We start from the raw sequence: 26,462 nt of genomic DNA, 5'->3' as shown, positions 1-26,462 counted from the left end.
GCATAAAAAACCCGGCCTATCGAAAAGGGCCGGGTCCATGTGTTTCTCGGTAAGCGCCTATTTGCCAAAAAGCCGCGCCCAGAATCCCTTCGCCTTGGTTTTCGTCTCACCGACTTTCTCCGAGGCTTCTTCTTTCAATTCGGCTATTTCCTCTGTTGCCTTCGCTTTCAGCTCCGCGGCTTTGGCCTGCGCTTCGGCCAGTTTTTCCGAAGCAGTTTCTTTCGCGTCTGCCAATGCTTCGGCAGCGTCCTCCTTAATATCCTCATATTTATCGGCTGCGGCTACTTTAATATCCTCAAATTTCTCGGCAGCAACCTCCTTAATATCGTCAAACTTTTCCGTCGCAGCCTCTTTCAGGTCCTCGAACTTCTCGGTTGCCGCCTCCGTCAGGCCGGCCAGTTTCGCCGCGAAGCCGGATTCGGCCTCTTCAACCTTCTCCGCAACTTCCTCTTTTACAGCCTCTGCCTTAGCCCCGGCCTCCTCTTTGATCTCTTCCAATTCCTCTTCGGCTGCCGTAGCCTTGGTTTCCGCCTGCGCTTTCAGGTCGTCGAGCGTTTCGTAGACTTCGGTTTTAATGCCGTCCGCCGTCTCCGTCGCCTCCTCTTTCACCACTTCTTTCGCCTCGTCCGTAATTCCCAGCACCTCTTCCACGATCTCGTCTTTGGCTTCGGTGGTAGAGGTTTTGAGTTCTTCAACTTTATTTTCCAGCGATTCTTTTGCATCTTCTGGTGTGGGTTCGGTATTCTCGGCCATGGGAAATGAGGTTTTAAGGTAAGAACGGTTGATACGATGAATGCGTAAGCTACAAAGGAGTTACCAAGGTTGCAAGCAATGCAGGCAGCTTTATGCTAGGTTAACCTTCTAACCATCAAATTTTTAACCAGCTCATAAAACGGCTCCGGCTGCAATGTACGCCAGTTGTTGAGGTGCAGCGTACCACCGAAATTGATATAATAATCGAGCCTGTATTTCTTCCACTGCTCCTCTACATGCTCGCGGAAATTGACGGCGACGATCCATCCGTCCTCAACATCATCGAACCATTCGGCATAGTAATCGTCCTCATTGCCGCCGTGAAAATCGAGGACATTTTCTCCCAGTAATATGAACTGATTAATGCCCTGGCCAACCAGCGGGTCGATCACCTGCCTTTTGAAGAACATGATGTCGTTATGCAGCGCGTCGTTCCATTCCCCGAACATCTCGATAATCACGAAACGCTTATTGTAATCCGCAAACAGGATTTTCACATACAGCGTCTCCGACCCGATATCGTCCCAGAGCGGGTGGATATAGTAGCCGTAGATCGCATTTTCATAATAATCCAGATTATAAGTGCGGCCATAAAACGGCGAGCGCTCGTCGTGGCTGGCCACATAATGTTTTTCCCAATTGTAATACGGCTCTATTTCCTGCATGGCAACGGTTTTGGACTGACATTGATAGCGAATATAAATGAAAACAGCATAGACGTAAACGATGTTACCAATCATTTAAGGCCGGAAAACTGTTGTATCGACGAATTCATTATTTGGACTTAATATAAATAGTATTGTAGCTTTGTGGTGGAGCCCGTTCCCCACCCCATTGGCAGATTTATACGAAAATACCGTCCCTTTGCTGATTCAAACCGACAAGTCGTTTGAAGAACTCTACCATTTGCATTGGGAAAAGATGTTGGCCGTATGCTACCAGGGCACCCGCAACCTCGAACAGGCGGAAGATTTGACGCATGAAATCTTCCAGTCGCTCTGGGAACGGCGTGGTGAGCTTCGGGTACAAGGCCCGGCAGCGCATTACCTCGTGCGGGCCGCGAAGCTGAAACTCATGGCCCACCACCGCGATTCGACCAACCGGCGGAACATTTTCGATCAGGTAGTTGATAAAAAAGCAGGTTCGGAGGATACAACCCAGCGCCAGGTCGACTATCACCTGCTTTCCGAGCGCGTGAGCGAGCTGGTGGCCGATCTTCCGCATCCCTGCAAGGAGGTTTTCGTAATGAGTCGGCAGAAAGGAATGTCGAACAAAGCCATTGCCGCATCGCTCGTGCTCTCCGAAAAAACGGTAGAATACCACCTCACCCGCGCATTGCGCTTCCTCGGCAAACATCTCGCCGAATACCAGCATTAAAAATTTTCACCTTTCGCCAGGGTAACCTTCCGGCTACGCAACAATATGACAGGAGACGCTCTGTCTCGCGAACCAATGCTCCATGAACATTACACCTGAACTTTTAAAGCGTTACAATGCGGGACAATGCACCCCTGCCGAAATGCAGGCTGTGGAACAATGGCTCGACGATCCCGAAGCTGGTACCGACGCCATCAACGAAATCCCCGATGAAGCCCGGAACGAGGCGGGCGCACGTGTATGGGAGCGCTTGCAGGCGCGTGATGTGCAGCCGCTTTGGGCGCGTTACCGGCATTACCTGTCCGGAATAGCCGCCATGCTTTTGCTGGCAAGCGGTGTTGTATGGTATTTATTCCAATACAAAAAAGGTCAGGAACCTGTTAGCGTAGCGGCCGTTCAGACTATCCGCACACAAAAAGGCGAAACCCGGCAGATTACATTGCCCGACGGCTCGGTGGTCATGCTCAGCTACGACAGCGAGCTCCGTTACCCGGCTACATTCAGTGATTCGGTCCGCCGTGTGGTACTGATCGGTGAAGCGCAGTTTTCGGTTAAAAAGAATCCGGACCAGCCATTCATCGTTGAAACCGCCGCGGCGCGGACACGCGTGCTCGGGACGGTTTTCGATGTAAAGGAATACCCGGGCGAAGGTTACACGGCATTGCTGGTTACGGAAGGGAAAGTAAGGTTTGCCCATAAAATTTCAACCCAATCGGAGCTGGTGACTGCCGGCATGTCGGGCCTGATTGAAGGTAAACGGCTATCGGTTCGCGCTGTTTCGGGTGCGGAAGCACAGGTTTCCTGGTTGAACAATGCATTGCGGTTCGACGACGCACCGCTTACGCAGGTAGCGCGGGAGCTAGAAAGGCGCTACAATGTCCCTATTCAAATTCGTGACGAAGCATTGAAAGGCGAGCGCTACACGGGCAAATTCAAAAATCCTTCGCTGAATGCCGTGCTGGGCAGTTTGAGCATTGCGGTCGGCTTCCGGTACGAAGTCAAAGGAGAATCCATCAGTTTATATGAAAAGTAACCCCATCCATTTCATGAATAAATCACCCTAGCCTGTGAGCATGGAAAAACCCGATGCGCTGTCGCCAAACTTTACATCGGGTCGAATGCCAATCAATCGCAGATCAATCAACATTTAAACAAAAATATGCAGCTCCATTATACTTCGCCCAACATGGGTGCCAAAATCTCTTGTTACCTCCTCCGAAATGGCGCGGCAGCCGTGCTATGCGCTATTGCTATGCTCGTTTCGTACCACACCCGCGCCCAGGCACCCGTTCTCGCCAAAGCCGTTACCCTGAAATTACATGACGTCCGCCTCGCCGACGCACTCGCCCAGATCGGAGACCAGACAGGTACTTCGATTTCATATAGCAGCACACAGTTGAACGTAGCGAAAAAGGTGAATGCCAATCTGGCCAATGTACCTATGAAAGACGCATTGCACCGGGTAGTGGGCTCTGCATTGAAAGAGCTGCACGTGCAGGAGAATATAATCACGATCGAAGCCAGCGAAGGTCGCGGCACATTGCGCGGGACGTTGAAAACTTCGGACGGCAAACCCGCCGAATTTGTGAACATTACCGTGAAAGGTACCGGAAAAGGCGCCCAAAGCGACCTGAATGGCGACTTCATCATCCGCAACATTCCCGCAGGCGAGCATAAAGTAGTGATCCAGCTTCTTGGCTACGAGCCTATCGAGCGCCCGGTTACCATCGAAGCCGACGAGACCGTCACATTCGAACCGATATTCCTCAACGAAGACAGTAAGGCATTGCAGGAAGTCGTGATCAGCGGGGATATTAATAAGTTTTCCAAAAAAGAAAGTGAATATGTGGCAAAGCTGCCTGTGAGCAATATGGAAAACCCGCAGGTTTACAGCGCATTATCCAAAACACTGTTTACGGAACAGCTCATTACCGACTTCTCGAACATCGTCAAGAATGCGCCGGGAGTTTATAAAATCCAGGCCAATCGGGGCATCAACTCGGATGGCGCTACATTCTACGCATTGCGCGGTTTCCGCACCGAACTCTCAGTGGTGGATGGGCTACCGGTACAAACCAACGGCGAATTCGACCCGGTCAATGTGGAGAAAGTGGAGGTAATCAAAGGGCCTTCGGCGACGCTGTTCGGCAGCTCGGTGACCTCGTTTGGCGGGTTGATGAATATTGTGACCAAAAAGCCGGTTGAAATAGCAGGCGGCGAGATCGGCTACACGACCGGAAGTTTTGGATTAAACCGCCTGACGGCTGATATCTATTCTCCTATTAATGCTTCTAAAAACCTTCTATTAAGGGTTAATGCGGCTTATCAATACCAGGGGAGCTTCCAGGATGCCGGTTTTCGGAGAACGCTGGTGATCGCGCCGTCGCTGGAATACCGTGTGAATGAGAGAATGACCGTGCTTTTTAATGCAGGTATTTATCAGGGCGAAATGACAAGCCCTTCGGCCATTTTCCTTAACCGGACAAGACAATTTGTAGCCCACACGCCCCAGGAGCTGGGTTTTGACTGGGATAAGTCCTATACCAGCAACGACCTGACGATGAAAACGCCGACCATTAATGTATATGGTCAGTTGAAATACAAACTTTCCAACAACTGGACTTCGCAGACCGCGTTTTCAAGCAACATCCGCAAATCCGAGGGCTTTTACCAATACCAATTCATCCGCGGCACAGTAGCCGACACTTTGCTCGAACGCAATATTTCGCTGCAAAACACCACCAACAATGCGATCGACATTCAGCAGAACTTCATCGGCGATTTCAAGATCGGTGCATTGCGCAACCGCGTGGTAGTCGGCCTCGATTACCTGAACCGCACGGCGCATAACAACAACTCGCCTTACATTGTGTTCGATAATGTAAGCGGCATTCATAATGATCCGAATTACCTCAAAATCAACCGCACGTCCGTGGAAGCGCGCCTGGCCGCGAGCAACGACGCGCCCGCGCGTAACTACAACTCGGGCAATGTGTACAGCGCCTATTTTTCCGATGTCCTCAACGTTACCGACCGCCTGCTCGCGATGATCAGCCTGCGCGTCGACCGTTTTGAAAACAGCGGCACATTAAACCACGCTACACGCACCTACGTCGCCAATACGAAGTTCAAGCAAACGGCCGTTTCGCCGAAGTTCGGACTTGTGTACCAAATCATCAAAGACCGCCTTTCGGTTTTTGGTAACTATATGAACGGCTTCTTCAATGTAGCCCCCGTAACGCAACCTTTACCGGATATTTCGGGCGTTTTCAAACCCCAACAAGCCAACCAGCTCGAAGGCGGTATCAAACTGGAAAGCTACCAGGGCAAGCTGAATATGACTGTCAGCTACTATGATATCAAAGTCGACAACACCACGCGTACGGACGTGTTGGTGCGCGAGGGCAAGAATTACAACATTACCGTGCAGGACGGCACGCAATACAGCCGCGGCATCGAGGTGGAGATCATCGCCAACCCCATTACCGGTTTGAACCTTGTGGCCGGTTACAGCCATAACGATAGCAAGCTGACGAAATCTACGGTAGCACTGGAAGGTCGCCGCCCGGCCAACGCAGGACCGGCGGATCTGGCGAATGCGTGGATCAGCTATAATCTGCCGTTTGGGAAGTTTAAAGGACTTGGAGCCGGTATCGGCGGGAACTATATCAGCGAGCATTTGACGGCGAATTCGGCGGTAACCGGGATTTTTACGATTCCGTCCTACACGGTGTTAAATTCGACTGTTTTTTATAATACAAAGGCCTGGCGCATTGGCTTGAAACTTGATAATATGCTGGATAAGAGATATTTCGCCGGACAGGGTGTGCTCACGCCGCAAATGCCGAGGAATTTCTCCGCGAATCTGACGATCAAGTTTTAGGTAAGGCGAAGCTTATTCGATGACTAAGCTGGTCAGAGACCAGCGGGCGCCCGGACGTAGTCATAGTCTACGCCCAACCAACCGGAATTGTGCGATATCGATAATTTAGCTGGTCAGAGACCAGCGGCCACCCGGACGTAGTCATAAACTACGCCCAACCAACCGGAATTGTGCGATATCGATAATTTAGCTGGTCAGAGACCAGCGGACGCCTGGCCGTAGTCATAGTCTACGCCCAACCAACCGGAATTGTGCGATATCGATAATTTAGCTGGTCGGAGACCAGCGGACGCCCGGACGTAGTCATAAACTACGCCCAACCAACCGGAATTGTGCGATATCGATAATTTCGCTGGTCGGAGACCAGCGAACGCCCGGACGTAGTCATAGTCTACGCCCAACAAAGCGAGACAGTTCGGCGTAGTCTGTGACTACGTCGGAGCGGGTGCCGGTCTCCGACCGGCCTGCACAATGCCTCCACACTCTTAACAACGCTAGTGGATTATAAACACAAAACGGGCTGCCTCATTTGAAGCAGCCCGTTTTGGCATTTCAATATCTTAAAATCTTACAACTCCCGGATCCAGACGTTACGGAAGCTGGTTGTATTGTTGTGGTCCTGCAATTTGATAGGCCCTTTTCCATGCGGCTCAATCGTCGGTTGACCGATGTACGGCGTCGTCCCCTGGATGGCAGTATGGTTCTGCACCAATACACCATTGTGGATCACGGTAATGTACGGCGGGATGCTCATCTGGCCGTCTTTGTTGAAATGCGGTGCGGTATAGACCACATCGTAAGTCTGCCATTCGCCCGGGCCTACCGCCGCGTTGACGAGGGGCATTGTTTGTTTGTAGATCGAACCAGCCTGACCGTTCGAGTAAGTCGGGTTGTTGTAGCTGTCGAGTACCTGCAATTCGTAGATTCCCTGCATAAAGATACCGCTGTTGCCACGACCCTGGCTATTACCTTCCACTTTCGCGGGGGTTCTCCACTCGATATGCAGCTGGTAATCGCCGAATGTTTGCTTGGTCTGAATGTCGCCTGATTTGGGAGCAACGGTCATTGCGCCATCACCCACGGTCCAGGGAGCAGCTGATTTACCATCTTTTCCTGAAACCCACTGATCGAGGTTCTTACCATCGAACAGGACGATTGCGTCGGAAGGGGCTGTGAAGCCTGAAACCGCCGAAGAACCTTTACCGGGCGTTACCACACGGGGAACGGGGTTCCACAATTCGCTGGACTCAGGAGTTTGCTTCGCAGGCTGCAATTGCGCGTGTGCGGCAAAGGCAGCAGCCATGCTGAACGCGGTAAGCATCAATTTTTTCATTTGAAAGGTAACAGTTTTAGTCTAATAAGTCTTTGATATCGTATCAAAACACAACATTAAGTAAAAAGCACCAACAAAAAGGATTCTCATCTATAGAAATGTAATTTTCCCGATTCTTATCACGTAATTTGCAGGGCTAAAGGCATTCGTGGCCTGGATTGCTAATCTAAAACCGACTAAGCTTACCGCAAGTATGTTTAAAACCAACCGTTCACTTTTTCAATTAATCGCCTCTGGGGTAGCTGCTTTTGCCATGCACACCGCCTACGCCCAGCAGCCCATTCCTCTCAACGACCTCAGTGCTTTTACGACCAAATCCAGTGACTGGAAAATCGTCGGTAATGCATCGGCCGACCTCACGAAAGAAAACGCGCTGGTAACCAGCCCGGGTAAAGGCGTGCTGGCATGTCTTCACGAAAAAGGCAAGTACGGCAGCGACTACGAACTGATTTCCAACTTCAAACACGGCGATCTCGACATTGAACTGGACTTCATGATGAGCAAAGGTTCCAACTCAGGGATCTATCTGCAAGGCAACTACGAAGTACAGCTTTTCGACAGCTGGGGTAAAAAAGGCGCTAAATACAACGATGCCGGTGGTATCTACGAGCGCTGGAACGACTCCAAGCCCGAAGGCGAAAAAGGCTACGAAGGATATGCGCCCCGTTTCAACGTCGCGAAAGCGCCGGGCCTGTGGCAGCACATCAAAATCTCTTACCAGGCTCCCCGTTTCGACGCTAATGGCAAGAAAATCGCTAATGCGGTATTCCTTTCGGTGGTGTTGAATGGCGTGACAATCCACGAAAACGTAGAAGTAAGCGGTCCTACCCGTGGCTCACTCACAGCTGAGGACGTGCCGATGGGCCCGATCCGTATCCAGGGCGACCACGGTTCACTGGCGATCCGCAATATCGTCGTGAACAATTTTGACAAAAAACCAGCGACCCTTTCCGATCTGACTTACAAAACCTATTACGGTGGTTTGGCAGAAACGGAAGACCTTTCAAAACTTACTCCCGCTGAAACCGGCAAATCGGAATCGCTGAACTGGGAGATTTTGAAAGAAAACAATAACTACTCTTTCGTTTACAATGGCCGTTTCAATGCAGCCAGCGAAGGTGAATACACTTTCCGCCTCCAGGCTTCGGGTAATGCATACCTGAAAATCGACGGTAAAGATGTGATCAAGCCGGAGTGGAAATCGAACAACGAATTCCGCGTGGGCAAAGTAAACCTGACTGCCGGCGACCATAAGTTCGAATTTTTCAATAACAAGAAAGATGGCTGGATGCGCCCGGTACTGGGCCTCTGGATCAGCGGACCAGGCTTCCGTGAAATCGCTTTCCATTCCAAAAGCTCGGCAATGGGCGGCGGCTCCAACGATCCGATCCTGATCGCCGCAGCTACCAATACCATTACCCGCTCTTTCATGGATTTCCGGAAGGACGAAAAAGCGAAAAGAACTCGCGTAGTACACGCGGTTTCAGTAGGTAGCCCCGCAAGCCTGCATTATACTTACGACCTCGACAAAGGCGCGATCCTGCAAGTTTGGCGTGGCGAATTCCTTGATGCTACTCCAATGTGGCACGACCGCGGCGACGGTTCTTCCCGCCCGCGCGGCAGCGTGACGTTGCTCGGCGACGATATGTTCCTGGGTAAATCAGGTAAATCCAAATGGGAAGCAGATACAACCGGCAGCGGATACCGCCCGAAAGGCTATGTATTGGATGACTCGGATGTACCTACATTCCAGTACCAGGCATACGGTTCTAACATCACCGACTACATTTCTGTCGTGAACAACCAGTATTTCGAGCGCATTCTGAAGGTTAACAACCCTGCAAAAGACCTTGTAGCACGCCTGGCAGACGGTGCTTCCATTGAAAAAATCTCGGAAGGACTTTACGCCGTGAACGACAAATCGTACTACATACAGCTGGCCGACAAAAAATTGAAACCAGAAATCAGAGGAGCCGCAGGGCAGCAGGAACTCATCGTGCCTGTAACCAATGGCGAAGTGAAGTATTCTATCCTGTTCTGATTTTAACCTTATTATTTCTGATTGACAATGAAAAAACTTGCTCATATAGCATTCGCTCTTTTGGCCTCCCTCTCTACGCTGAAAGCGCAGGAGTCTCCAAAAGAAGAAGATTTCTACAAAATCGTTACGCCGCCGATCCCCGAGGGCATTATCCTCGAAGTAGGTGGTCTGACCACCCTGCCGAACGGTTCGCTGGCGATTTCAACCCGCCGCGGTGAAGTTTGGATTGTAGACAACCCTACCAGCCGCACGCCGTATTTCCGCAAGTTCGCGACCGGTTTGCACGAAATCCTCGGTCTGGCTTACAAAGAAGGTGCATTGTACTGCGCACAGCGCGGTGAATTGACCAAATTGGTCGATAAAAATGGCGACGGTAAAGCCGACGTTTACGAAACGGTGTACGCATGGCCACTTTCAGGTCACTATCACGAATACTCGTTCGGTCCTAAACTGGCTCCGGATGGCAGCTTCTTCGTGAGTGGTAACGTAGCATTCGGTGACGAAGAATGGTGGAGAGGCGAAAGTCGTGTACCAGGCCGTGGCTGGATTTTCCACATCACCAACGACGGTAAATACGAACCCTACGCAACCGGCGTGCGCTCCCCTGCGGGTATCAGCATGTTGAACGGCGAGCTCTTCTACACCGACAACCAGGGCGACTGGATGGGTACCGGTGCGATCTTCCAGGTTAAAAAAGGCGGCTTCATGGGCCACCCCGCAGGTTTGAAATGGGCAGGATTGCCTAACTCGCCTGTGAAACTGACCGAAAAGCAATTCTTCGCTGAGCGCGACAACCGCCAGCACCGCAATGCACAAGACCGCGCGATCAAGCCAGAAAACACATTGGGAGAAGAACCACAGTTCTTGTACCAATTGAAACAGAAATACGATATGGTACAGCTTCCGGCGGTATGGTTGCCTTACGGTGTGCACGGTGTTTCTACTTCTGAACTGATTTTGGATAATACGCAAGGCAACTTCGGACCATTCACAGGCCAGGTTTTCGTGGGTGACCAGGGACAAAGCAATATCATGCGTATTGTTCTGGAAAAAGTGAAAGGCGAATACCAGGGCGCCAGCATTGGTTTCCGCAGCGGATTCCAGTCGGGTGTATTGCGTATGGCATTTGACAAAGACGGGTCGATGTTCGTAGGCGAAACCAACCGCGGTTGGGGATCTGCCGGTGATGCTAATCAAGGATTACAGCGTCTGGTATGGAACGGCAAAATGCCTTTCGAAATGTATACCGTGAAAGCACAGCCAGACGGTTTTGAAATCGAGTTCACGATGCCTGTTGACCGCAAATCGGCGGAAGACCTGGATTCTTACAAAGTGAGCAGCTACCTCTACAAGCATTACCCTGTTTACGGTAGTCCGCAGATCAACCTGGAAGATGTGAAAATCGCAGGTGTGAAAGTATCCGACGACAATAAGAAAGTGCGCATCGTTCTTGACGGAATGAAACAATATTATGTTCACAAAATCTCGCTGGAAGGCGTTCGCTCGGCTTCAAACAGCTGGTCGCTCGTGCACCCGGATGCATATTACACGCTGAACAACATTCCTGACGGCGAAAGATTGAAGGTTACCGACCTGAAAACAACACGTTCAGGCAAGGCACAGGCATCTGTTTCAGCTGAGCCTGCGAAAGAGCACGTTTCTCCGGACGGTAAAGGCAAAGCAACTCCTGCGAAAGCCGGAGCGGCAGCCAAGGCGCCAACCTGGGAAGAAGTGAAGCCATTGCTCGCGAAAAACACTTGCCTTGCATGCCACGCGCCCGACAAGAAAGTGGTAGGTCCTTCTTATGCCGACGTTGCAAAACGCAAATACAGCAACGAGAAGATCGTAGAACTGATTTACGCACCGAAGCCTGAAAACTGGCCTGACTACGCAACGCCAATGGCGCCTATGCCTCAGGTACCTAAGGCGGAAGCTGCTAAAATCGCGGCGTGGATCAATTCACTTGCGAAATAATTGCATTCTGCCGGACATACTCCGTAAGATATCTTAAAAAGGCTGCTTCCATCCCGGAGGCAGCCTTTTTAGTTGAACGTCAGCCCATTCAGAATACGTTTTAATGCATTATATTCACATTACGAACCGCACTAATGCATTACAAATCGCACGTTTTGACCTTGAAAATGCGTTAGTTAGTATTGAATGTGACCCAAAACTATGTTTACTCTGCGTGGCCCGTCTTTCTTGAAATCGGTAAAAGGAAAAGTCGTTGTGGGCTTTTTCATAGCCTCTCTCGCCCTTGCAGCATCCTGGGTAACCAGCAAACTGGCATTTGACAATATGCTCACCACGCTGGATACGCTCTCGACCCCGGATGACAAGATGCGGCTGGTCAATAAGATATTCCAGGACATACTCACCCTCGACCACCTTCAGAACGAACGAAAACTGAAAGGGGAAGAATTGAATGACGAGGTGCTCGCCCAATCGGTGGAACTCATCGCCACGCTCGACACGCTCAGTATTTTAAGCATCGAAGATCCCATGCAGGTAATCCGGATCGATTCGATGAAAAAAATCCTGAAAGAGCGGGAAAAAATATATGGTGATTATGTCAAAGTCCGCACCAAGCTCGTGAGTAACAAGGCTTTGGAGGATGAAGTAAAATCAATTTCGGGGCTGATCACCACCACCAAAGTCAAACAACCCGACAGCACAGTTGTCAAGACCGAAAAACGGACCACTACTACCACAGTTTATACCGAAGTGCCCGACACCAGCCAGAAAGCGAGTGCGAAAAAGGGCTTCTTCGGCAGGGTTTTCGGGAATAAGAAGAACAACAAACAACCTGCTCCCGAACCCACCAAGCGCGTACAGAAACAGGAGGTTAATGTGGAAGTCGACACGATCCGCGTCGCTAAAAAGGACAGTACCATTGAAAAGGTAGGCGAGGCCGTCCATGCCATTGAAAAATCGCAGAAAAAACGGGCGGTAACCTTCGTCGACCGCGAGCAGGAGCTCGCAACGGCCGGTAACTCGCTGGTGAAGCAACTCCTCAGCGTTATGCAGGATGTCCAGCGCGACGTCGTGCTGGATTCCGACAAGAACAATGCGAAGGCCAAAGGTATGGTGGAAGGAAGCGTGGATTACCTCGAATGGATTATGCTCGGCTTCTTTTTCATGACAGCCGTGATGGCCTACTTCATTTTCACCGACATTACCAAAAGCAACGACTACCGGGAGCAGCTCGAAGAAGCAAAAGAGGAAGCAGAATACCACAGCATGGCCAAGCAGCGGTTCCTGGCCAATATGAGCCATGAGATCCGCACCCCGCTGCAATCGATCATTGGTTATGCGGAAGCATTGAAAAACGATGAAAAACCGCGGAAACAGGACCTCGAAACGCTTCATTCGGCCTCGGAGCATTTGTTGTACCTCGTCAATGAAGTGCTCGATTACAGCCGCATCATTTCCGACCGGTTTACATTCGAGGATAGGGTGTTTTCCATTAATCCGCTCCTCAATGAAGTCATACAGGTACTGCGCCCCACTGCATTGTCCAAAGGATTGGTACTAAGGCTCGAAAACTCCCTTAAACCAAACCTTTACCTCCACGGCGACCCTTTCCGACTGCGGCAGGTTCTGTACAATTTGCTGACTAATGCAATCAAATTCACTGAGAACGGTGAAGTCATTCTCAAAGTAGCGGGCCAGGAAAGTGGTAATCTTGCCAAAATCGAATACCAGATTTCGGATACGGGTATCGGGTTGTCCCAAGAGCAGGCAGAACGCATTTTCAACCAGTTTGAGCAGGCTGACCCGTCCATTCAACGCCGTTATGGCGGTACGGGGCTCGGGCTCAGCATTGTAAAAGCATTGGTAGAAGGCATGTCGGGCAGCGTCCATGTTACCAGCAAGCAAGGTGAAGGCACGACTTTTTTTGTCACCACCAGTATGAAAAAGGCAGACACACTAGAATTGGCAGAGGAAGCGCCGGAACGAAGCTATCATATCAATGGCAAAGTCTGGCTGGTAGATGATGACGCCTTCATTCTCAAATGGTGCTCGTCCGTTCTCGAAATGAACGGCATTCCGCACGCGGCATTTTCCTCGGCCGAGGAAGTACTGAGCCGGCCTTGGAATGATCAGGTCAAATTTGTACTCACGGACATGCGCATGTCGGGCATGAATGGGGCCGAGCTCGTGAAGCGCCTGCGTAAGTCCGCGCCCGACGACGTTAAGTTCTTCGTTCTCACCGCTCAGGCATTGCCCGAAGAACGTAAAAAGCTGCTCGGCATGGGCTTCGACGGCTACCTGATGAAACCGTTTCATTCCAAGGACCTGCTGGAATTGCTTGAATCGTCCTCGGCACCGGAAATCACCCAACTTGCTGTTTTATCGACGGACAAGACGGAAAACAACACTACGGCCCATAATCTGGATTTCGACTTCTCTATGCTCACCGAAATGACTTTCGGCGACGAAAGCCTGCTCCGTGAAATCCTCGACCAGTTTGTGAAAGATTCCCGTGCCGATATCGATTCGCTTCGGCACCATATTGCCGCCAACGAGCCCGACCACGCGCAGGAACTCATGCACCGCATGGCCGGCCGCACCGGGCAGATAGGCGCCCGCGACTTGTCGGCACGGTTCAGGAACCTGGAAATTGCATTGCGGGAAAACGCAGCAGAAGTGTCGGAAAAAGAAATGACGCAGGTCGTAGATGACGCTGCGTCAGTGATTGAGCAAGTGGAGGACAAAGCGCTCTCCTACTCGATATGATATTTTTCGATCTTGTAATACAAAGTCTTGCGGTCGATGTTCAATAACTTGGCTGCTTTGCTTTTATTGTAGCGCACTTCCTGCAACACCTTTTCGATCATTTCTTTCTCGTGTGTTTCCTGTAATGCCTTCAAATCGGAGCCGGGAGCAGGTTTTTGCTGATCTTCCATAGCTGTAATCATTTCCGACGGCAATGCGCCCAGCGTAGCCACTTCTTCTTTGGATAACAATACCAGGCGTTTGATTACATTGTTCAGCTCGCGCAGGTTACCCGGCCAGTCGTATTTCTGGAATACATCCATTACCTCTTTCGAAAGCTCACGCACATTGCGTTCGAGTTCTTCATTGGCTTTATCTACAAAATGCTGCACAAAAATCGGCAGGTCCTCGCCACGCTTGCGTAATGCGGGTACTTCGATTTTGAACTCGTTCAATCGGTGGTAGAGGTCTTCGCGGAAATCGCCCGATGCTGCGTTGGCAATCAGATCTTCGTTGGTCGCTGCGATAAGGCGCACATCCACTTTTACCTGCTGGGTACTGCCAATGGGTACGATAATGCGCTCCTGCAATGCACGAAGCAACTTGATCTGCACATCGTAGCTCAGGTTTCCGATCTCATCCAGGAACAGCGTACCACCGTCGGCCGCTTCGAACTGACCTATTTTATCCTGCAATGCACCTGTAAATGCACCTTTTTTATGCCCGAACAACTCGCTGGCAGCCAGATCTTTAGATAACGAACCGCAGTCGATCGCCACAAACGGACCGTCGGCGCGCTTGCTAAGGCGGTGTATCGATTTCGCCACATGCTCCTTACCCGTACCACTTTCGCCCTGGATGATCACAGACATATCCGTAGGTGCCACCAGCCGCACATATTCGAAAAGCTGCTTGGCGACCTTGCTTCTTCCTTCGATATAATCGAGCGATTGTTTATCTGCTTTCGAATTGCTTTTAGCCTTCGGCGCAGTCTTCACGCTCGTTACCTCTCCCTTATTCAGCGCCTCTCTCAGTACCATAAGCAATTCTTCCGGGTTCACCGGCTTAGTGATATAGTCGAAAGCCCCTATTTGCATGGCAGTAACCGCGGTTCTAACGTCATGAAAGCTTGTCATGATAAATGCCGGGGTACGATTGCCTTCGCTTCTGAGCGTTTTAAGAAAATCCACAGAGTTACCATCTGGCAGACGGTAATCGAGCATCAGCACTTCAAACGGGCCGTCGGGGTTGTTCTTCCCGAGCGCTTCCCTCGCCTCTTTTATGTTTGTACAAGCCTTTACCTGATGACCATGCTTGCCGAGAAAATTGGTGAGCAACTTTGAAAATGTAGAATCGTCTTCAACGAGGAGCAGATGAGCCATGGGTGATACTATTTCTTAAAAATAAATTATTGTTAAACGAGTGGGTTTTATGTAAAAGTACAAAAAACAAACACCAAAAAGCCGGAGAAGTCTCCGGCTTTTCATTATCAGCCTGTCAGACACCGGGAACGACGATACACTAATCGATCTTCTTTCCGTACTTGTCCAGATTGAGTGTAGATGTCTCTTCCGACCGTTTAATATTGATTTCGTAGTACTGAGAATTATCGTCCCGCGTAACCAGGTAAGCACTTGTTACTTTCCATTCGGCATAAGAGCCTGACAAGGTACTTTTGACCGCCTCCGGAAGATCCTCCGGCCTTACGGCTACTTTGCTTTGTTCGGCAATAACGGTCGCGTTTGTAGAAGATTGTACGAACGCTTCAGCATCCGGCGTGACTGCTGCCAGCAGGAGGGCAATGGCTATCGGGGTTATTCGCATGATGGATCGGGCATTTAATTTTTAATATAAACTGAAAGAGATATTCGTGCCAGTGGGAATATGCTACAAAAAAAGTTGATAATCAGATATTAACCAATTTTAATTCACAACTGTGTAACCGGAAGGAACGGGAGCTATGCCGCAGGTTGTGGAATTTCACACCAGTTATGTGAAATTTGATAACCATTTTGCCCATGTACCCGTATGTTATTACCCAAACTAAAAAAAATTCAAAATTTTTTAAATAATTATTGTTTGGTTAGGAACATATTCGCTTATATTTGCGTAGAAATTGTTTACAGTTAAAAAGTAGCACAACTACTACACACCGCTAGAGACTTAACGCTATACATTCATATATTGAATTATATCTCAGGCATTATTTACTCAACGTTATTTAAGAATACAATCGGTTAGTCTGAAAGCATCGAGAGTCCCAATCCGGGACTCTTTTTGTGTTTTAGCCCACCCTTCTTCCATCCATCCATTCCTCCTCTCTCCCTTCCTCCTTTTCCCGTCGTTTGATCTAAAGCAATCCAGTCCGCGTAGGTCTGTTAAAACTCTTTCGATACACGGAGAGTAGCTCAATAACCTTTAATTGCTATGAACAAACACACGAAAACGAAGAACAACGCCGGACAGGGAGCAGGGGAAATCACGTCGGTTGTGAACAGACGTCTGTTTTTACGCTCGGCCGGATTAGCCACATCATTGGGAACGATCGTGATCGCCGCCGGCTGTAACGACGACGACGACGACCCGATGATCCCCGGCACAGGTGACACCGTCGATCTCGGCTCGGGAGACATTGGTGTCCTCAACTATGCATACGCTTTGGAACAACTCGAAGCCGCATTTTACACACAAGTCGTGCAGACGCCCTACGCCGGCATTACCGACGCTGAGAAAGCGGTCCTGACCGACATTCGCGATCACGAAATCGTTCACCGCGAATTCTTCAAGGCCGCATTGGGCGACAAAGCCATCAAAGGACTGACCCCTAACTTCGCCGCCATCGACTTCACCAAGAAGGAAGCTGTCCTCGGCGCAGCCAAATTATTCGAAGACACCGGCGTCGCCGCCTACAATGGCGCCGGGAAGCTGATCAAAGATCCGAATTACCTGTTGCTTGCAGGAAAGATCGTTTCTGTGGAAGCGCGCCATGCTGCGGTTATCCGCGACCTGATCAATCCTAAATCGGCCGATTTTGCCGGCGACGACATTATCGACGCCAACGGAATGGACAAGGCCGTTGCGCCTGCCGACATTCTGGCGGCCGTTAAGGGTTACGTGAAGGACACTATCACCGGTGCCAGCGTAGGTAAGTAATCATTCACACTAACAGGATCAGACACAATGGATATTTTCAAAATCATAGATAAGTTTCAACAGATTGACGGTGATGCCGCTGGCAGACTCGAATACGCCACGCGCCGTCATTTCATGAACAAAATAGGAAGCAAACTGGCCTCGGCCGCGATCCCTACCGCATTTGCAGCGATCGTGAACAAGGCATTTGCACAATCGGCGACAGCGGTCGAGGTACTTAACTACGCTTTGACGCTCGAATACCTCGAAGACGAATTCTACAAAGCAGGTAATGCGGCTGCGAACCTGATTCCGGCATCCGATAAAGCCATTTTCACGCAGATCGGTAAGCACGAGACGCAGCACGTGGCATTTCTTGTGAAAGCATTAGGTACCAAAGCCATCCCCAAGCCAACTTTCGATTTCAAATACGGCGGCGCATTCGGGGATGTATTTACCAATTACAAAACCTTCGTTACCGTTTCGAGCGCGCTCGAAGACACTGGCGTACGCGCATACAAGGGACAGGCCGGCGCATTGATCGCCGATCCGCAGATCCTCGAATATGCATTGCAGGTGCATTCCGTGGAGGCTCGCCACGCGGCTGTGGCGCGCAGGCTCGCGGCTACATTGCTCGGTAATGCTTCCATGAAAGGCTGGATTACCGGCAAAGAAGGTGCGGTACCGGCCATTTACGCAGGTGAAGACAATATGACACAAGGCGGCAAAGACCTGAAAGGCCTCGCTTCCAAATCCGACGCGGCCATTACCGAAGCATTCGATGAGCCTTTGACCAAAGAAGCGGTACTGGCTATTGCCGGGCCGTTTATTAAAAAATAACAGCACCCATTAACGTAAACTTTCCCTGTTGGGCATATACATGCACTTTTTAACGGGCAACGCCCAAAGTGCCAGGCTACACACTATTATGAATCAGGAGGTTACCAGCAACGGTAGCCTCTTTTTTGTGGGTAAAATGCCCGATTTGGCGCGATATAATGGTTTAAGCCGCCCGGTTTATGTAAATTTGGAAATAATGTTTTACCAGTTTTCCTGAACCAGTTGATGAATTCCGAATTAAACAGAAGAGATTTTCTCCGTCAAGGAAGCCTCACGGCGCTGGCCACCGCTATGGGCAGCCAGATCGTTTTCGCGAACCGGATGCCCGAAGGTTACCGACCCATTTTCCTCGATGAAAAGGATGCGTTGAAAGGTAAAGCCACTGAAATGATCGTGCAAGGCGACAAACCCTGGAATGTGGAAACGCCCGTACACCTGCTCGACGACCGTGTGACACCCGTTGAAAACATGTTTATCCGCAACAACGGCCTCATTCCTGAAAAAATAGATCTCGCCAACTGGACGCTGACCATCGACGGCGAGTCGGTGAAAGCGCCCAAAACCTATACATTGGCCGATCTCAAAAAGAAATTCAAACAATATACTTACCAATTGGTGCTTGAATGCGGCGGAAACGGCCGTTCGGGTTACCAACCACAGGCATCGGGTAACCAATGGGGCCAGGGCGCGGTGCATTGTGCGCAATGGACGGGCGTGCGGCTGAAAGACATTCTGAATGATGTGGGCATTAAAAACGATGCCGTATATATAGGTTACCACGGCAAAGACCTCCACCTGAGCCGTGATCCCAAGAAAGAATCCATTTCACGCGGTGTACCCATCGCCAAGGCTATGGAGGACGAGACGCTAATCGCCTGGCAAATGAATGGCAAAGACATTCCCGAATTCCACGGATACCCGCTCCGGCTCGTGATCGGCGGCTGGCCTGCTTCGGTTTCGGGGAAATGGCTGAGCGGCATTTCGGTACGGAACAAGGTACACGACGGCTCCAAAATGGAAGGGCACAGCTACAAACTGCCCCGTAACCCGGTAGCGCCTGGTACCGAGATTCCGGCAACTGACGAATACTACAAAATCATCGAATCCATGCCGGTGAAATCGCTCATTACCTATCCGAAAACCGGTGCAATGCTCGATCCGGGTAAAGAGCTCGCATTGCGCGGACATGCGTGGGCGGGAGACCATTCGGTTAAAAAAGTAGAGGTTTCGATCGATTTCGGGGCTACCTGGAAGGAATGCAAACTCGAAGCTCCCGTGAACCGTCTGGCCTGGCAGCATTGGAATACCAATATTAAATTCCCTGTGAATGGTTACTATGAGATTTGGGTCAAAGCCACCGACGATAAAGGCAATGCACAGCCGATGCTGACACCGGCCTGGAACCCGGGCGGATATTTGAACAATGCCTGCGAAAGAATCGCCGTCAAAATAGGGTAACGCACCATCATGTTTCCGGGTAAATCTGATATTTTATGAAGATCTTTTTGATTGCCATGCTCGGCGCAGGAATTGTATTCCAAACCCTGCCCGAAACAACGGCTACCTATAACAATGTAAAAGCGGCAACCGCCGACACCACGAAAAAAGACCCCGAAACGGGCCTTATCGTGGATGAAAACCTGTATATGGTGAAAGCGCAATGCACCAACTGCCATTCTACCAAGCTGATCAGCGCCAACCGGTTCACACGTGATGGCTGGAAGCAGAAGATCCGCTGGATGCAGGCCAACCATAACCTTTGGGAGCTGGGCGATGCGGAGAAACCGGTACTCGATTATCTCGAAAAAAATTATTCGCCAACTGCCTCAGTGGCAAGGAGAGCACCATTGAAGGACATCAAGTGGTACAAACTGGATCAGAACTGATCGGAAACAATACCTATCTTTGGCATTCCAACTTTATTGAATGATCCGCGTGCCTGATTTCCGTTTCCTGATTTCCCGATTTGCATTTTCCAGTCTGCTGTTCCTCGTTCTCACAAGTGCCCCGACCATGCTCGCCTCGTGCGCGCTGACATCGGAAGAAGGCCAGCAACTACGCAGCAACAGCGATTTACCCAATCCACTCAAAGCCGAAGTGATTGGCATCCAAGATGGAGATACGATCGAACTGAAATTTATCTATTCAGGTAAAAAAGCAGGACGCAGAATGGGCAAGAATGTGCGGATACGATTTTTGCATATCAACTGCCCCGAGCGCGGTATGCCTTTTTACAACAATGCGAAGCAGTTTACAAGCGAAAAATGCTTCCGGAAGATCGTCAACATCCGTCACAAAGGCGAATTTGACAAATATGGCCGTCTGCTTGGCGAAGTAGTGCTGCCCGATGGTAAAGTTTTGAATAAAGAACTGGTTAAAAAAGGACTGGCCGTGCATTTCAAAAAGTATTCGCACGACCAGGAATATGCCAAACTCGAAATAGCCGCTAACAAACAGAAACTAGGCATCTGGACCCAGCCCGGAATGGAACTCGGGCATTTGTAATAATCAATGGAGCACTCGTCGGTAGCACTTTTCCAGATCCTTTATCAGAATGAGACTTTATTTCAGCTGGAAGATCATGTGCTAACCGAACGCCCCGCCGCCGCGGAAGCGCAACCCGAGCCGCCTGTACCCGAACCCGCTCATGTGCAGGCACCCGTGCCTACATTACCCACGACACCGGCGGTTTCCGCCCAGCCACCTGCGCCAGCCGTGGTAACTCCGCCCGCATTGCCTCAAACGCCGGCAGTAGCCACACCACCTGTAAACATTCCTGCCTCGGCGCCTGCGCCAGCATTCCCGGCATTAAAACACAAGGTACTTGTCCTCACCGACGAGCCGAAGCAAAAGGAAATGCTCATGTCGGAGGCATTGTTCCTCGACAATATCCTCAAAGCGGTGGGCCATTCCCTGGAAACGAGCGATGTCGTGAATTTCAGTTTTATGCCCGGACAAGATGCGCGTACCGTGCTTTCGGGCAAAAAAACCAACTTCTTTATCTCCTTTGGCGTGCCGCTGATCAAGCTTCACCTCGACTTGCTGCTGGTGCCTTACACGCCCAAAAACGTGGAAGGGATCTGGTTCCTGCTGGTTGACCCGTTAGTCGTGATCGAAGCGGACCGGAACCTTAAGAAAAAACTCTGGCAAGCGTTACAGAAGATGTTCGAAATGTCCTAATCCCCAGCACCTTACCTTTTTTAGTAGCCGGTCATCACAATATTATAGTGATTTTGTTTGTTTTCATGGATAATCGCAGGCTAACCCATGAAAAACTATGGCCAAACTGACTGAAATAATTGCCGGCTGGTTTCGTCCGAGAGAGAGCGACGAAAACGATTTTTACGATGACGAGCCGATTCAGGCGAACGACACCCCTCCCCAATCAGTGGAACAAAAACCGATCAATCAGACACCTGTTGCCGACACCAGGCAACCCCTAATGGCTGCTGCGCCACAGTATCAAATTGCCGCACCGCAGCAGGCAGCGGCTCAGCCGGTAGTACCTCGGCCGACAGCGCCCCAACCCGCTCCACCGCAGCCAGCACTTCCGCAATTCCAAGCCGAAGCGCAGGAATTACCCAAAGTAGAAGTTCAGATTCCGTACTGGCTCGAAGACGAAGATACCTTACGCGACGAAGGCGTGCTATTCGGGCTTTCGGAATCGGACCCGCACGAGAAGACCGATATTATCCACAAATACTTCTCGAACCTGACCGCCTCGCATATGGCCAGTATCGAGGAACATAATGAGCGCATTCAGGAGCTGAACCTTTTCATCGGTCAGAAACAAAACCGCATCGATGAATTGCAGGAACGGTTGAAAACCCCGGGCGCACGCACGGAAGGCGAGCACCACCTACCGCGCACGCTCATAGGCATCACGCTGTGCGCGGCTATGTGCGTAGGCAACTTCTTTTTAATCCGCGAGTCGCTGAAACCGGCATTTGCGGATAATTCGTGGATCGCGCTGGGCGTGTTCCTCGCCGGGATGTTCAGTTTGTTCGGCCGCATTTCGCTTTTCCATGACACCGATTCGAAAGTGACGTGGAAATCGCTCCTGGAAGAAATAGGGCTGCCGTTCGCGGCTGCATTGTTCGTGTTTGCCAATGTGATTACTTATCAAACCTGGTGGCAGGCATTTGCGCTGTTTGTATTCGTCTTTTTCCTCTTCCTTTTTGCTGGAAAACTGCTGCTCAGTAACATTACCGTGCTGCGCAATGACCTTCAAGTTTGGTTAAATATGCGTCGCGACCGCCAGGATTTTGTTGAAAATAACTACAACTGGGAGTCGGAATGCCAGACGTTGCAGGAGGAGATAGACGACCTGCGTGTAAAGAAATGGCAAATACTCCGCGAACAGAGCCACGCCGAGACCGAACGCGACCGCCTTTTTGCCAAGAGAGACATGCTAATCAAGCTTTTTGAGAGCGAATTCTACCTCGCGCGCCGCATGAAAAATGAGCTCACTACCCGGCAGCTCAACCTGATCCAGAAGGGCAAATAGTGGCGAAAAAATGATCAGGAAATGCGCCGATGGCGCGATTTTTTACCTCAATTGATATTCGATCAACCCTAAATAGGATCATGAACGAGCAAAATCCAAATGAAAACGGAGATTACCAACACGGCTACACGCGTGGAATGGAAGGTATCGACCGTGAAGTATATGAAAATTATTTGTCCAGCAATGTAAACCACGGCTGGTTAGAGGACAGGCTCAGCGAGAAGAAACAGGAGCTTTCCGAAACAAGGGGAAGGAACCAGCAGGCGCTGGCAGAGCACAAAACTGCATATGGCAGGTTGCAAAATGAGGTAATGGGCCTCAACAATGCGGCTACGCAAATGAAGGATATGGAGCGCTCGATCAACGAAATCGACGCACAGACCGAAGAGTTGAGGGAGAAACGTGCCGAAAAGGCGCCTTCCTATTCGCTGATTGCCGGTTTGATCTTCCTGGCCGCCGGTATTTCATTCATTGCCGGTGACCTGATCATTTCCCACGAAATCGTGGCTTATGCATTGAATATCAGGAACTCGAACGAGGCCTGGGCATTTGCGATCGGCTTGGCGATGCTTTCTGTGCTGTTAAAACCGGCGTATGATCGTTTGGTGGAGGAACCATACCATAAAAACGAAACTCCGAAAGCGAGATCACGGTACGCGGGTTTTAAACTCGTGCTATCGATTTTCGCGATTGTGACGCTGATCGTACTCGGCTGGTTCCGTTACGAAGCCTACCGCACCGACAAGCTGAAAGAAGCGATTAACAAATCGGTTAAAAATCTGCAACTGAATGCGGTAGACCCATTGACGGGCGCGCCGGTGGATAGTCCTGCATTAACTAAAAAAATCGAGCAGGCACTTCAAAACTCCGACCAACTCAACCTCGACCTTGTAAACAGCCCGTGGGCATTGCTATCGTTTGTACTGAGCGGTGTGCTGTTCGCGATTGCGGGGGCGGTGTCGCTGGGTATGGCGCTGCCGGTGCTGCAAGGGTTCTGGTACCGTTGGTTGCAAATCGACCCCAAACTATGGCGGCTACGCAGAAGAAGAAAGCGTATTCTGAAACAGATGGAGCCACTTCAACTGCTGGTAACACAGCATATGACCCAGAAAACCGTTTTGGAAAACGACATCGAGCTTTTACCTAAACTGGAAGAGCTGAAAGCGGAGGAAGCGAAGATCAGAGCGGAAATTGAAACACTTGAAAACGAGCGGAAAACCGCATTGACGGATAGCCGTGTGCAGTCGTTCGGCGATGGTTATGCCCACGGGCAGGTAACCCGGGATGTAATGAACGAAGAGGAATACGACGCCTGGCGCAACAGCCATATGACCGTTTCGAACCTCGCATTGCGCGCCAAATCGAATGCTTCGGCCGATCGCGCCGTCCCTCGTACGCGTAGCACGGGAATGCGCCCGCACCAGGCCATCCGCAAGGCAATTACCGACCGCTTTGACGAAAACAATTCATAGTTTCTTAAATTGGGGGGCTCATTTCCTTTATTATGATTCTGACCCCCCATTTAAGAATTATCTCGTGCGACGATACACTTTATGATGCTATCCGCATGGGAAACAATACCTTAGCCCGCGTAATGGGCGTAAACGTCCCTAAAAAGTGGACGGAATTCCGAGATACTTTCACACCATCTTATCACCGCTGGAAAGCCCACCCGCCGCTGCGCGACTGGTGGGTTTACCTCATTATACACGTCCAGGATAACATGCTGATCGGCTCCTGCGGCTACAAAGGGGAGCCCGATTCGGATGGAATGGTAGAGATTGGTTATGAGGTCATTCCGTCCTATCGCGAGAAAGGGCTGGGCACCGAAACAGCCAAAGGATTACTGGATCATGCGTTTCAGCATCCCTCCGTGCGCAAGGTGATCGCGCACACGCTGGCGGAAGAGAATGCTTCCGGGCACATTCTGGAAAAGCTGGGTTTTGCCCAGACCGAGGATATCAACGACCCCGATGAAGGGCTGCTCTGGCGTTGGGAAATTAGCCGCCGGTAATCATAATGTCTGCGATTTGATACAAATTCGCAGGTTTTTAAGGCCAAAAATAAATTGGATTGGTTCGATATTTTTTTGGCTTAATTGATTACCTTAATTCACAAATAGTCATTCTTACCCTTTGCTCTGAAATTATGGTCTCGATATCGAAGGATACCTATCCATGGCTTAAAAACTACCCGGAGGGCATTCCCTATGAAATAAATCCGGATGCGTATTCGTCGCTGCTTGAACTGATGGAGGCGAGTTTCCGGGAAAATGCCGACAAGGCAGCTTTCACGAATATGGATAAGAAGCTGACTTTCGGGCAACTGGATGAACTTTCCCAGAATTTCGCGGCGTACCTGCAAAGCATCGGCCTGAAACAGGGCGACCGCATTGCATTGCAAATGCCAAACCTGCTGCAATATCCGGTGGTGATGATGGGTTCGCTGCGTGCGGGTCTCACGATCGTGAACACAAACCCGCTTTATACGCCCCGCGAAATGCAGCACCAGTTCAAAGACTCCGGGGCAAAAGCGATCGTGATACTGGCCAATTTCGCAGTTAACCTTGAAAAAATCATTGCCAATACGAATATCGAGCACGTGATTATTACCGAAATAGGCGATATGCTGGGCTTCCCCAAAAAGCTGATCGTCAATGCGGTGGTGAAATATGTGAAGAAAATGGTACCCGCCAATCATCTGAAAAACACGGTAACGCTTGCTCATGCATTGTCCGTCGGCTCGGGGATCACCTATCAAAAACCGAACGTTTCAGGGCTCGACCTCGCATTTATCCAGTATACCGGCGGCACTACGGGCGTATCCAAAGGTGCCATGCTCACGCACAGGAACCTGATAGCCAATGTAGAAGGTATTAACGAATGGCTGATGTCCAAGATGCGAAACTCGGAAACGACCGGACAGCTCACGCTCATTGGCGCATTGCCGCTGTACCACGTGTTTGCAATGACTATCAATGGCTTATGCGGAATCAAATGGGGCGCATTGAATGTCCTGATCACCAATCCAAAGGACATTCCTGCATTTATCAAAGAATTGAAGAAAAACACTTTCCATATTTTCCCGGGCCTGAATACGCTATTCAATGGTTTGCTGAATAATCCGGAATTTGCTTCGGTTGACTTTTCGAACCTCAAAATCACGATTGCTGGCGGAATGGCGCTGCAAAAGATTGTGGCGGAGCGTTGGGAAAAAGCTACCGGTTGCCCGCTGGTGGAAGGGTACGGACTTTCTGAGACGTCCCCGGTACTCTCGGTGAACCCGTTGAACGGCAAACACAAGCAAGGGACCATCGGCCTGCCATTCCCGAGTACAGAAATGCGCATCCTGAGCGAGGACGACAAATGGTTGCCGGTCGGCGAACGCGGTGAAATCTGCGCGAAAGGACCGCAGATCATGCTAGGCTACTACAACCGTCCCGACGAAACTGCCAAAGTGATCCTGGAAGACGAAAGTGGCCGCTGGTTTAGAACAGGCGACATTGGCATCGAAGACCCGGACGGCTTCTTCAAGATTGTCGACCGGAAAAAAGATATGATCCTCGTTTCGGGTTTTAATGTATACCCCAATGAAATAGAAGATGTGGTAGCCCAGTGCCCCGGCGTCGCGGAAGTTGCCTGTGTGGGCATTCCCGACGAGAAATCGGGCGAAATGGTGAAGATATTTGTCGTCAAAAAAGATCCGGAACTGACTGAGGAAAAGGTAAAAGCATTCTGTAAAGAAAACCTCACCGGCTACAAATGCCCGCGACAGATCGAGTTTCGGAAAGAGCTTCCGAAAACCAATGTCGGCAAGATCCTCCGACGCGCATTGCGCGAAGAAGAAATGGCGAAAGTTAGCCACTAGGGCCGCAAAC

At 50.4% G+C, this 26,462-nt stretch carries 21 protein-coding genes; 16 read left to right on the top strand and 5 right to left on the bottom strand.

The window, feature by feature from the left end; genetic code table 11:
• Positions 1-57: 57 nt before the first annotated feature.
• Entirely contained in the window at positions 58-753 is a 696-nt protein-coding gene (locus tag BMW93_RS07280; RefSeq protein ID WP_090374571.1) for a hypothetical protein, read from the bottom strand.
• 95 nt (positions 754-848) lie between these two features.
• On the bottom strand, positions 849-1,418 hold the full coding sequence (locus tag BMW93_RS07275; protein ID WP_090375059.1) for a hypothetical protein: 570 nt from the start codon (positions 1,416-1,418) through the stop codon (positions 849-851).
• Positions 1,419-1,617: 199 nt separating this feature from the next.
• Between BMW93_RS07275 and BMW93_RS07270 the strand changes: the two genes are divergently transcribed.
• The 3 genes from BMW93_RS07270 to BMW93_RS07260 all read left to right on the top strand — a co-directional run bounded on the left by BMW93_RS07270 (position 1,618) and on the right by BMW93_RS07260 (position 6,013).
• Entirely contained in the window at positions 1,618-2,130 is a 513-nt protein-coding gene (locus BMW93_RS07270) for a sigma-70 family RNA polymerase sigma factor (RefSeq protein ID WP_229240253.1), read from the top strand.
• Between the two features lie 82 nt (positions 2,131-2,212).
• Positions 2,213-3,163, top strand: coding sequence for a FecR family protein (locus BMW93_RS07265; RefSeq protein ID WP_090374570.1), 951 nt, complete (start codon positions 2,213-2,215; stop codon positions 3,161-3,163).
• Between the two features lie 126 nt (positions 3,164-3,289).
• Positions 3,290-6,013 (top strand): TonB-dependent receptor, encoded by a 2,724-nt coding sequence (locus BMW93_RS07260; RefSeq protein WP_090374569.1) that lies wholly within the window; start codon positions 3,290-3,292, stop codon positions 6,011-6,013.
• 568 nt (positions 6,014-6,581) lie between these two features.
• Here BMW93_RS07260 and BMW93_RS07255 read toward each other — a convergent pair.
• Positions 6,582-7,346 (bottom strand): DUF1080 domain-containing protein, encoded by a 765-nt coding sequence (locus BMW93_RS07255; protein ID WP_090374568.1) that lies wholly within the window; start codon positions 7,344-7,346, stop codon positions 6,582-6,584.
• Between the two features lie 193 nt (positions 7,347-7,539).
• On the opposite strand from BMW93_RS07255, the gene BMW93_RS07250 reads away from it, so the two are divergent.
• The 3 genes from BMW93_RS07250 (at position 7,540) to BMW93_RS07240 (ending at position 14,127) form a co-directional block, all read left to right on the top strand.
• Positions 7,540-9,387, top strand: coding sequence for a family 16 glycoside hydrolase (locus tag BMW93_RS07250; RefSeq protein WP_229240251.1), 1,848 nt, complete (start codon positions 7,540-7,542; stop codon positions 9,385-9,387).
• Between the two features lie 27 nt (positions 9,388-9,414).
• Positions 9,415-11,361, top strand: a complete 1,947-nt coding sequence (locus BMW93_RS07245; protein WP_090374567.1) for a c-type cytochrome — start codon at positions 9,415-9,417, stop codon at positions 11,359-11,361.
• 201 nt (positions 11,362-11,562) lie between these two features.
• Positions 11,563-14,127: a hybrid sensor histidine kinase/response regulator gene (locus tag BMW93_RS07240; protein WP_090374566.1), complete on the top strand. Its 2,565-nt coding sequence runs from the start codon at positions 11,563-11,565 to the stop codon at positions 14,125-14,127.
• Here BMW93_RS07240 and BMW93_RS07235 read toward each other — a convergent pair.
• Both BMW93_RS07235 and BMW93_RS07230 read right to left on the bottom strand, forming a co-directional pair.
• On the bottom strand, positions 14,115-15,488 hold the full coding sequence (locus BMW93_RS07235; RefSeq protein WP_090374565.1) for a sigma-54 dependent transcriptional regulator: 1,374 nt from the start codon (positions 15,486-15,488) through the stop codon (positions 14,115-14,117). The two genes, BMW93_RS07240 and BMW93_RS07235, sit on opposite strands and share 13 nt — an antisense overlap.
• A 139-nt stretch (positions 15,489-15,627) precedes the next feature.
• Positions 15,628-15,930: a hypothetical protein gene (locus BMW93_RS07230; RefSeq protein WP_090374564.1), complete on the bottom strand. Its 303-nt coding sequence runs from the start codon at positions 15,928-15,930 to the stop codon at positions 15,628-15,630.
• Between the two features lie 603 nt (positions 15,931-16,533).
• Here BMW93_RS07230 and BMW93_RS07225 point away from each other — a divergent pair.
• The 10 genes from BMW93_RS07225 (at position 16,534) to BMW93_RS07180 (ending at position 26,452) form a co-directional block, all read left to right on the top strand.
• Positions 16,534-17,259, top strand: coding sequence for a ferritin-like domain-containing protein (locus BMW93_RS07225; RefSeq protein ID WP_090374563.1), 726 nt, complete (start codon positions 16,534-16,536; stop codon positions 17,257-17,259).
• A 27-nt stretch (positions 17,260-17,286) separates the two neighbouring features.
• On the top strand, positions 17,287-18,078 hold the full coding sequence (locus BMW93_RS07220) for a ferritin-like domain-containing protein (RefSeq protein ID WP_090374562.1): 792 nt from the start codon (positions 17,287-17,289) through the stop codon (positions 18,076-18,078).
• Positions 18,079-18,303: 225 nt separating this feature from the next.
• Positions 18,304-19,536, top strand: coding sequence for a sulfite oxidase (locus tag BMW93_RS07215; protein ID WP_090374561.1), 1,233 nt, complete (start codon positions 18,304-18,306; stop codon positions 19,534-19,536).
• A gap of 35 nt (positions 19,537-19,571) precedes the next feature.
• Positions 19,572-19,964 carry a hypothetical protein gene (locus BMW93_RS07210; RefSeq protein WP_090374560.1) on the top strand — a complete coding sequence of 131 codons (393 nt, stop codon included), beginning with the start codon at positions 19,572-19,574 and terminating at the stop codon, positions 19,962-19,964.
• Positions 19,965-20,004: 40 nt separating this feature from the next.
• Positions 20,005-20,583, top strand: coding sequence for a thermonuclease family protein (locus BMW93_RS07205; protein ID WP_229240249.1), 579 nt, complete (start codon positions 20,005-20,007; stop codon positions 20,581-20,583).
• A 6-nt stretch (positions 20,584-20,589) separates the two neighbouring features.
• Positions 20,590-21,258 carry a hypothetical protein gene (locus BMW93_RS07200; RefSeq protein WP_090374559.1) on the top strand — a complete coding sequence of 223 codons (669 nt, stop codon included), beginning with the start codon at positions 20,590-20,592 and terminating at the stop codon, positions 21,256-21,258.
• A gap of 97 nt (positions 21,259-21,355) precedes the next feature.
• Positions 21,356-22,585, top strand: a complete 1,230-nt coding sequence (locus BMW93_RS07195) for a hypothetical protein (RefSeq protein ID WP_090374558.1) — start codon at positions 21,356-21,358, stop codon at positions 22,583-22,585.
• A gap of 80 nt (positions 22,586-22,665) precedes the next feature.
• On the top strand, positions 22,666-24,057 hold the full coding sequence (locus BMW93_RS07190) for a hypothetical protein (RefSeq protein ID WP_090374557.1): 1,392 nt from the start codon (positions 22,666-22,668) through the stop codon (positions 24,055-24,057).
• Between the two features lie 95 nt (positions 24,058-24,152).
• On the top strand, positions 24,153-24,599 hold the full coding sequence (locus BMW93_RS07185) for a GNAT family N-acetyltransferase (protein WP_229240247.1): 447 nt from the start codon (positions 24,153-24,155) through the stop codon (positions 24,597-24,599).
• A 134-nt stretch (positions 24,600-24,733) separates the two neighbouring features.
• On the top strand, positions 24,734-26,452 hold the full coding sequence (locus BMW93_RS07180; protein WP_090374555.1) for an AMP-binding protein: 1,719 nt from the start codon (positions 24,734-24,736) through the stop codon (positions 26,450-26,452).
• Positions 26,453-26,462 lie beyond the last annotated feature (10 nt).

Origin of the sequence: Dyadobacter sp. SG02 (assembly GCF_900109045.1) — a bacterium.
Taxonomy (GTDB): domain Bacteria; phylum Bacteroidota; class Bacteroidia; order Cytophagales; family Spirosomataceae; genus Dyadobacter.
This window is presented reverse-complemented; position numbering and strand designations above follow the sequence as displayed.

Excerpts from the sequence above, each read along its gene's own strand:
- BMW93_RS07180 (WP_090374555.1), top strand. The coding sequence starts at position 24,734 with ATGGTCTCGATATCGAAGGATACCTATCCATGGCTTAAAAACTACCCG.
- BMW93_RS07225 (WP_090374563.1), top strand. The coding sequence starts at position 16,534 with ATGAACAAACACACGAAAACGAAGAACAACGCCGGACAGGGAGCAGGG.
- BMW93_RS07280 (WP_090374571.1), bottom strand. The coding sequence starts at position 753 with ATGGCCGAGAATACCGAACCCACACCAGAAGATGCAAAAGAATCGCTG.
- BMW93_RS07200 (WP_090374559.1), top strand. The coding sequence starts at position 20,590 with ATGGAGCACTCGTCGGTAGCACTTTTCCAGATCCTTTATCAGAATGAG.
- BMW93_RS07250 (WP_229240251.1), top strand. The coding sequence starts at position 7,540 with ATGTTTAAAACCAACCGTTCACTTTTTCAATTAATCGCCTCTGGGGTA.
- BMW93_RS07210 (WP_090374560.1), top strand. The coding sequence starts at position 19,572 with ATGAAGATCTTTTTGATTGCCATGCTCGGCGCAGGAATTGTATTCCAA.
- BMW93_RS07235 (WP_090374565.1), bottom strand. The coding sequence starts at position 15,488 with ATGGCTCATCTGCTCCTCGTTGAAGACGATTCTACATTTTCAAAGTTG.
- BMW93_RS07195 (WP_090374558.1), top strand. The coding sequence starts at position 21,356 with ATGGCCAAACTGACTGAAATAATTGCCGGCTGGTTTCGTCCGAGAGAG.
- BMW93_RS07260 (WP_090374569.1), top strand. The coding sequence starts at position 3,290 with ATGCAGCTCCATTATACTTCGCCCAACATGGGTGCCAAAATCTCTTGT.
- BMW93_RS07215 (WP_090374561.1), top strand. The coding sequence starts at position 18,304 with ATGAATTCCGAATTAAACAGAAGAGATTTTCTCCGTCAAGGAAGCCTC.
- BMW93_RS07245 (WP_090374567.1), top strand. The coding sequence starts at position 9,415 with ATGAAAAAACTTGCTCATATAGCATTCGCTCTTTTGGCCTCCCTCTCT.
- BMW93_RS07275 (WP_090375059.1), bottom strand. The coding sequence starts at position 1,418 with ATGCAGGAAATAGAGCCGTATTACAATTGGGAAAAACATTATGTGGCC.
- BMW93_RS07265 (WP_090374570.1), top strand. The coding sequence starts at position 2,213 with ATGAACATTACACCTGAACTTTTAAAGCGTTACAATGCGGGACAATGC.
- BMW93_RS07220 (WP_090374562.1), top strand. The coding sequence starts at position 17,287 with ATGGATATTTTCAAAATCATAGATAAGTTTCAACAGATTGACGGTGAT.
- BMW93_RS07240 (WP_090374566.1), top strand. The coding sequence starts at position 11,563 with ATGTTTACTCTGCGTGGCCCGTCTTTCTTGAAATCGGTAAAAGGAAAA.
- BMW93_RS07230 (WP_090374564.1), bottom strand. The coding sequence starts at position 15,930 with ATGCGAATAACCCCGATAGCCATTGCCCTCCTGCTGGCAGCAGTCACG.
- BMW93_RS07185 (WP_229240247.1), top strand. The coding sequence starts at position 24,153 with ATGGGAAACAATACCTTAGCCCGCGTAATGGGCGTAAACGTCCCTAAA.
- BMW93_RS07205 (WP_229240249.1), top strand. The coding sequence starts at position 20,005 with ATGATCCGCGTGCCTGATTTCCGTTTCCTGATTTCCCGATTTGCATTT.
- BMW93_RS07255 (WP_090374568.1), bottom strand. The coding sequence starts at position 7,346 with ATGAAAAAATTGATGCTTACCGCGTTCAGCATGGCTGCTGCCTTTGCC.
- BMW93_RS07190 (WP_090374557.1), top strand. The coding sequence starts at position 22,666 with ATGAACGAGCAAAATCCAAATGAAAACGGAGATTACCAACACGGCTAC.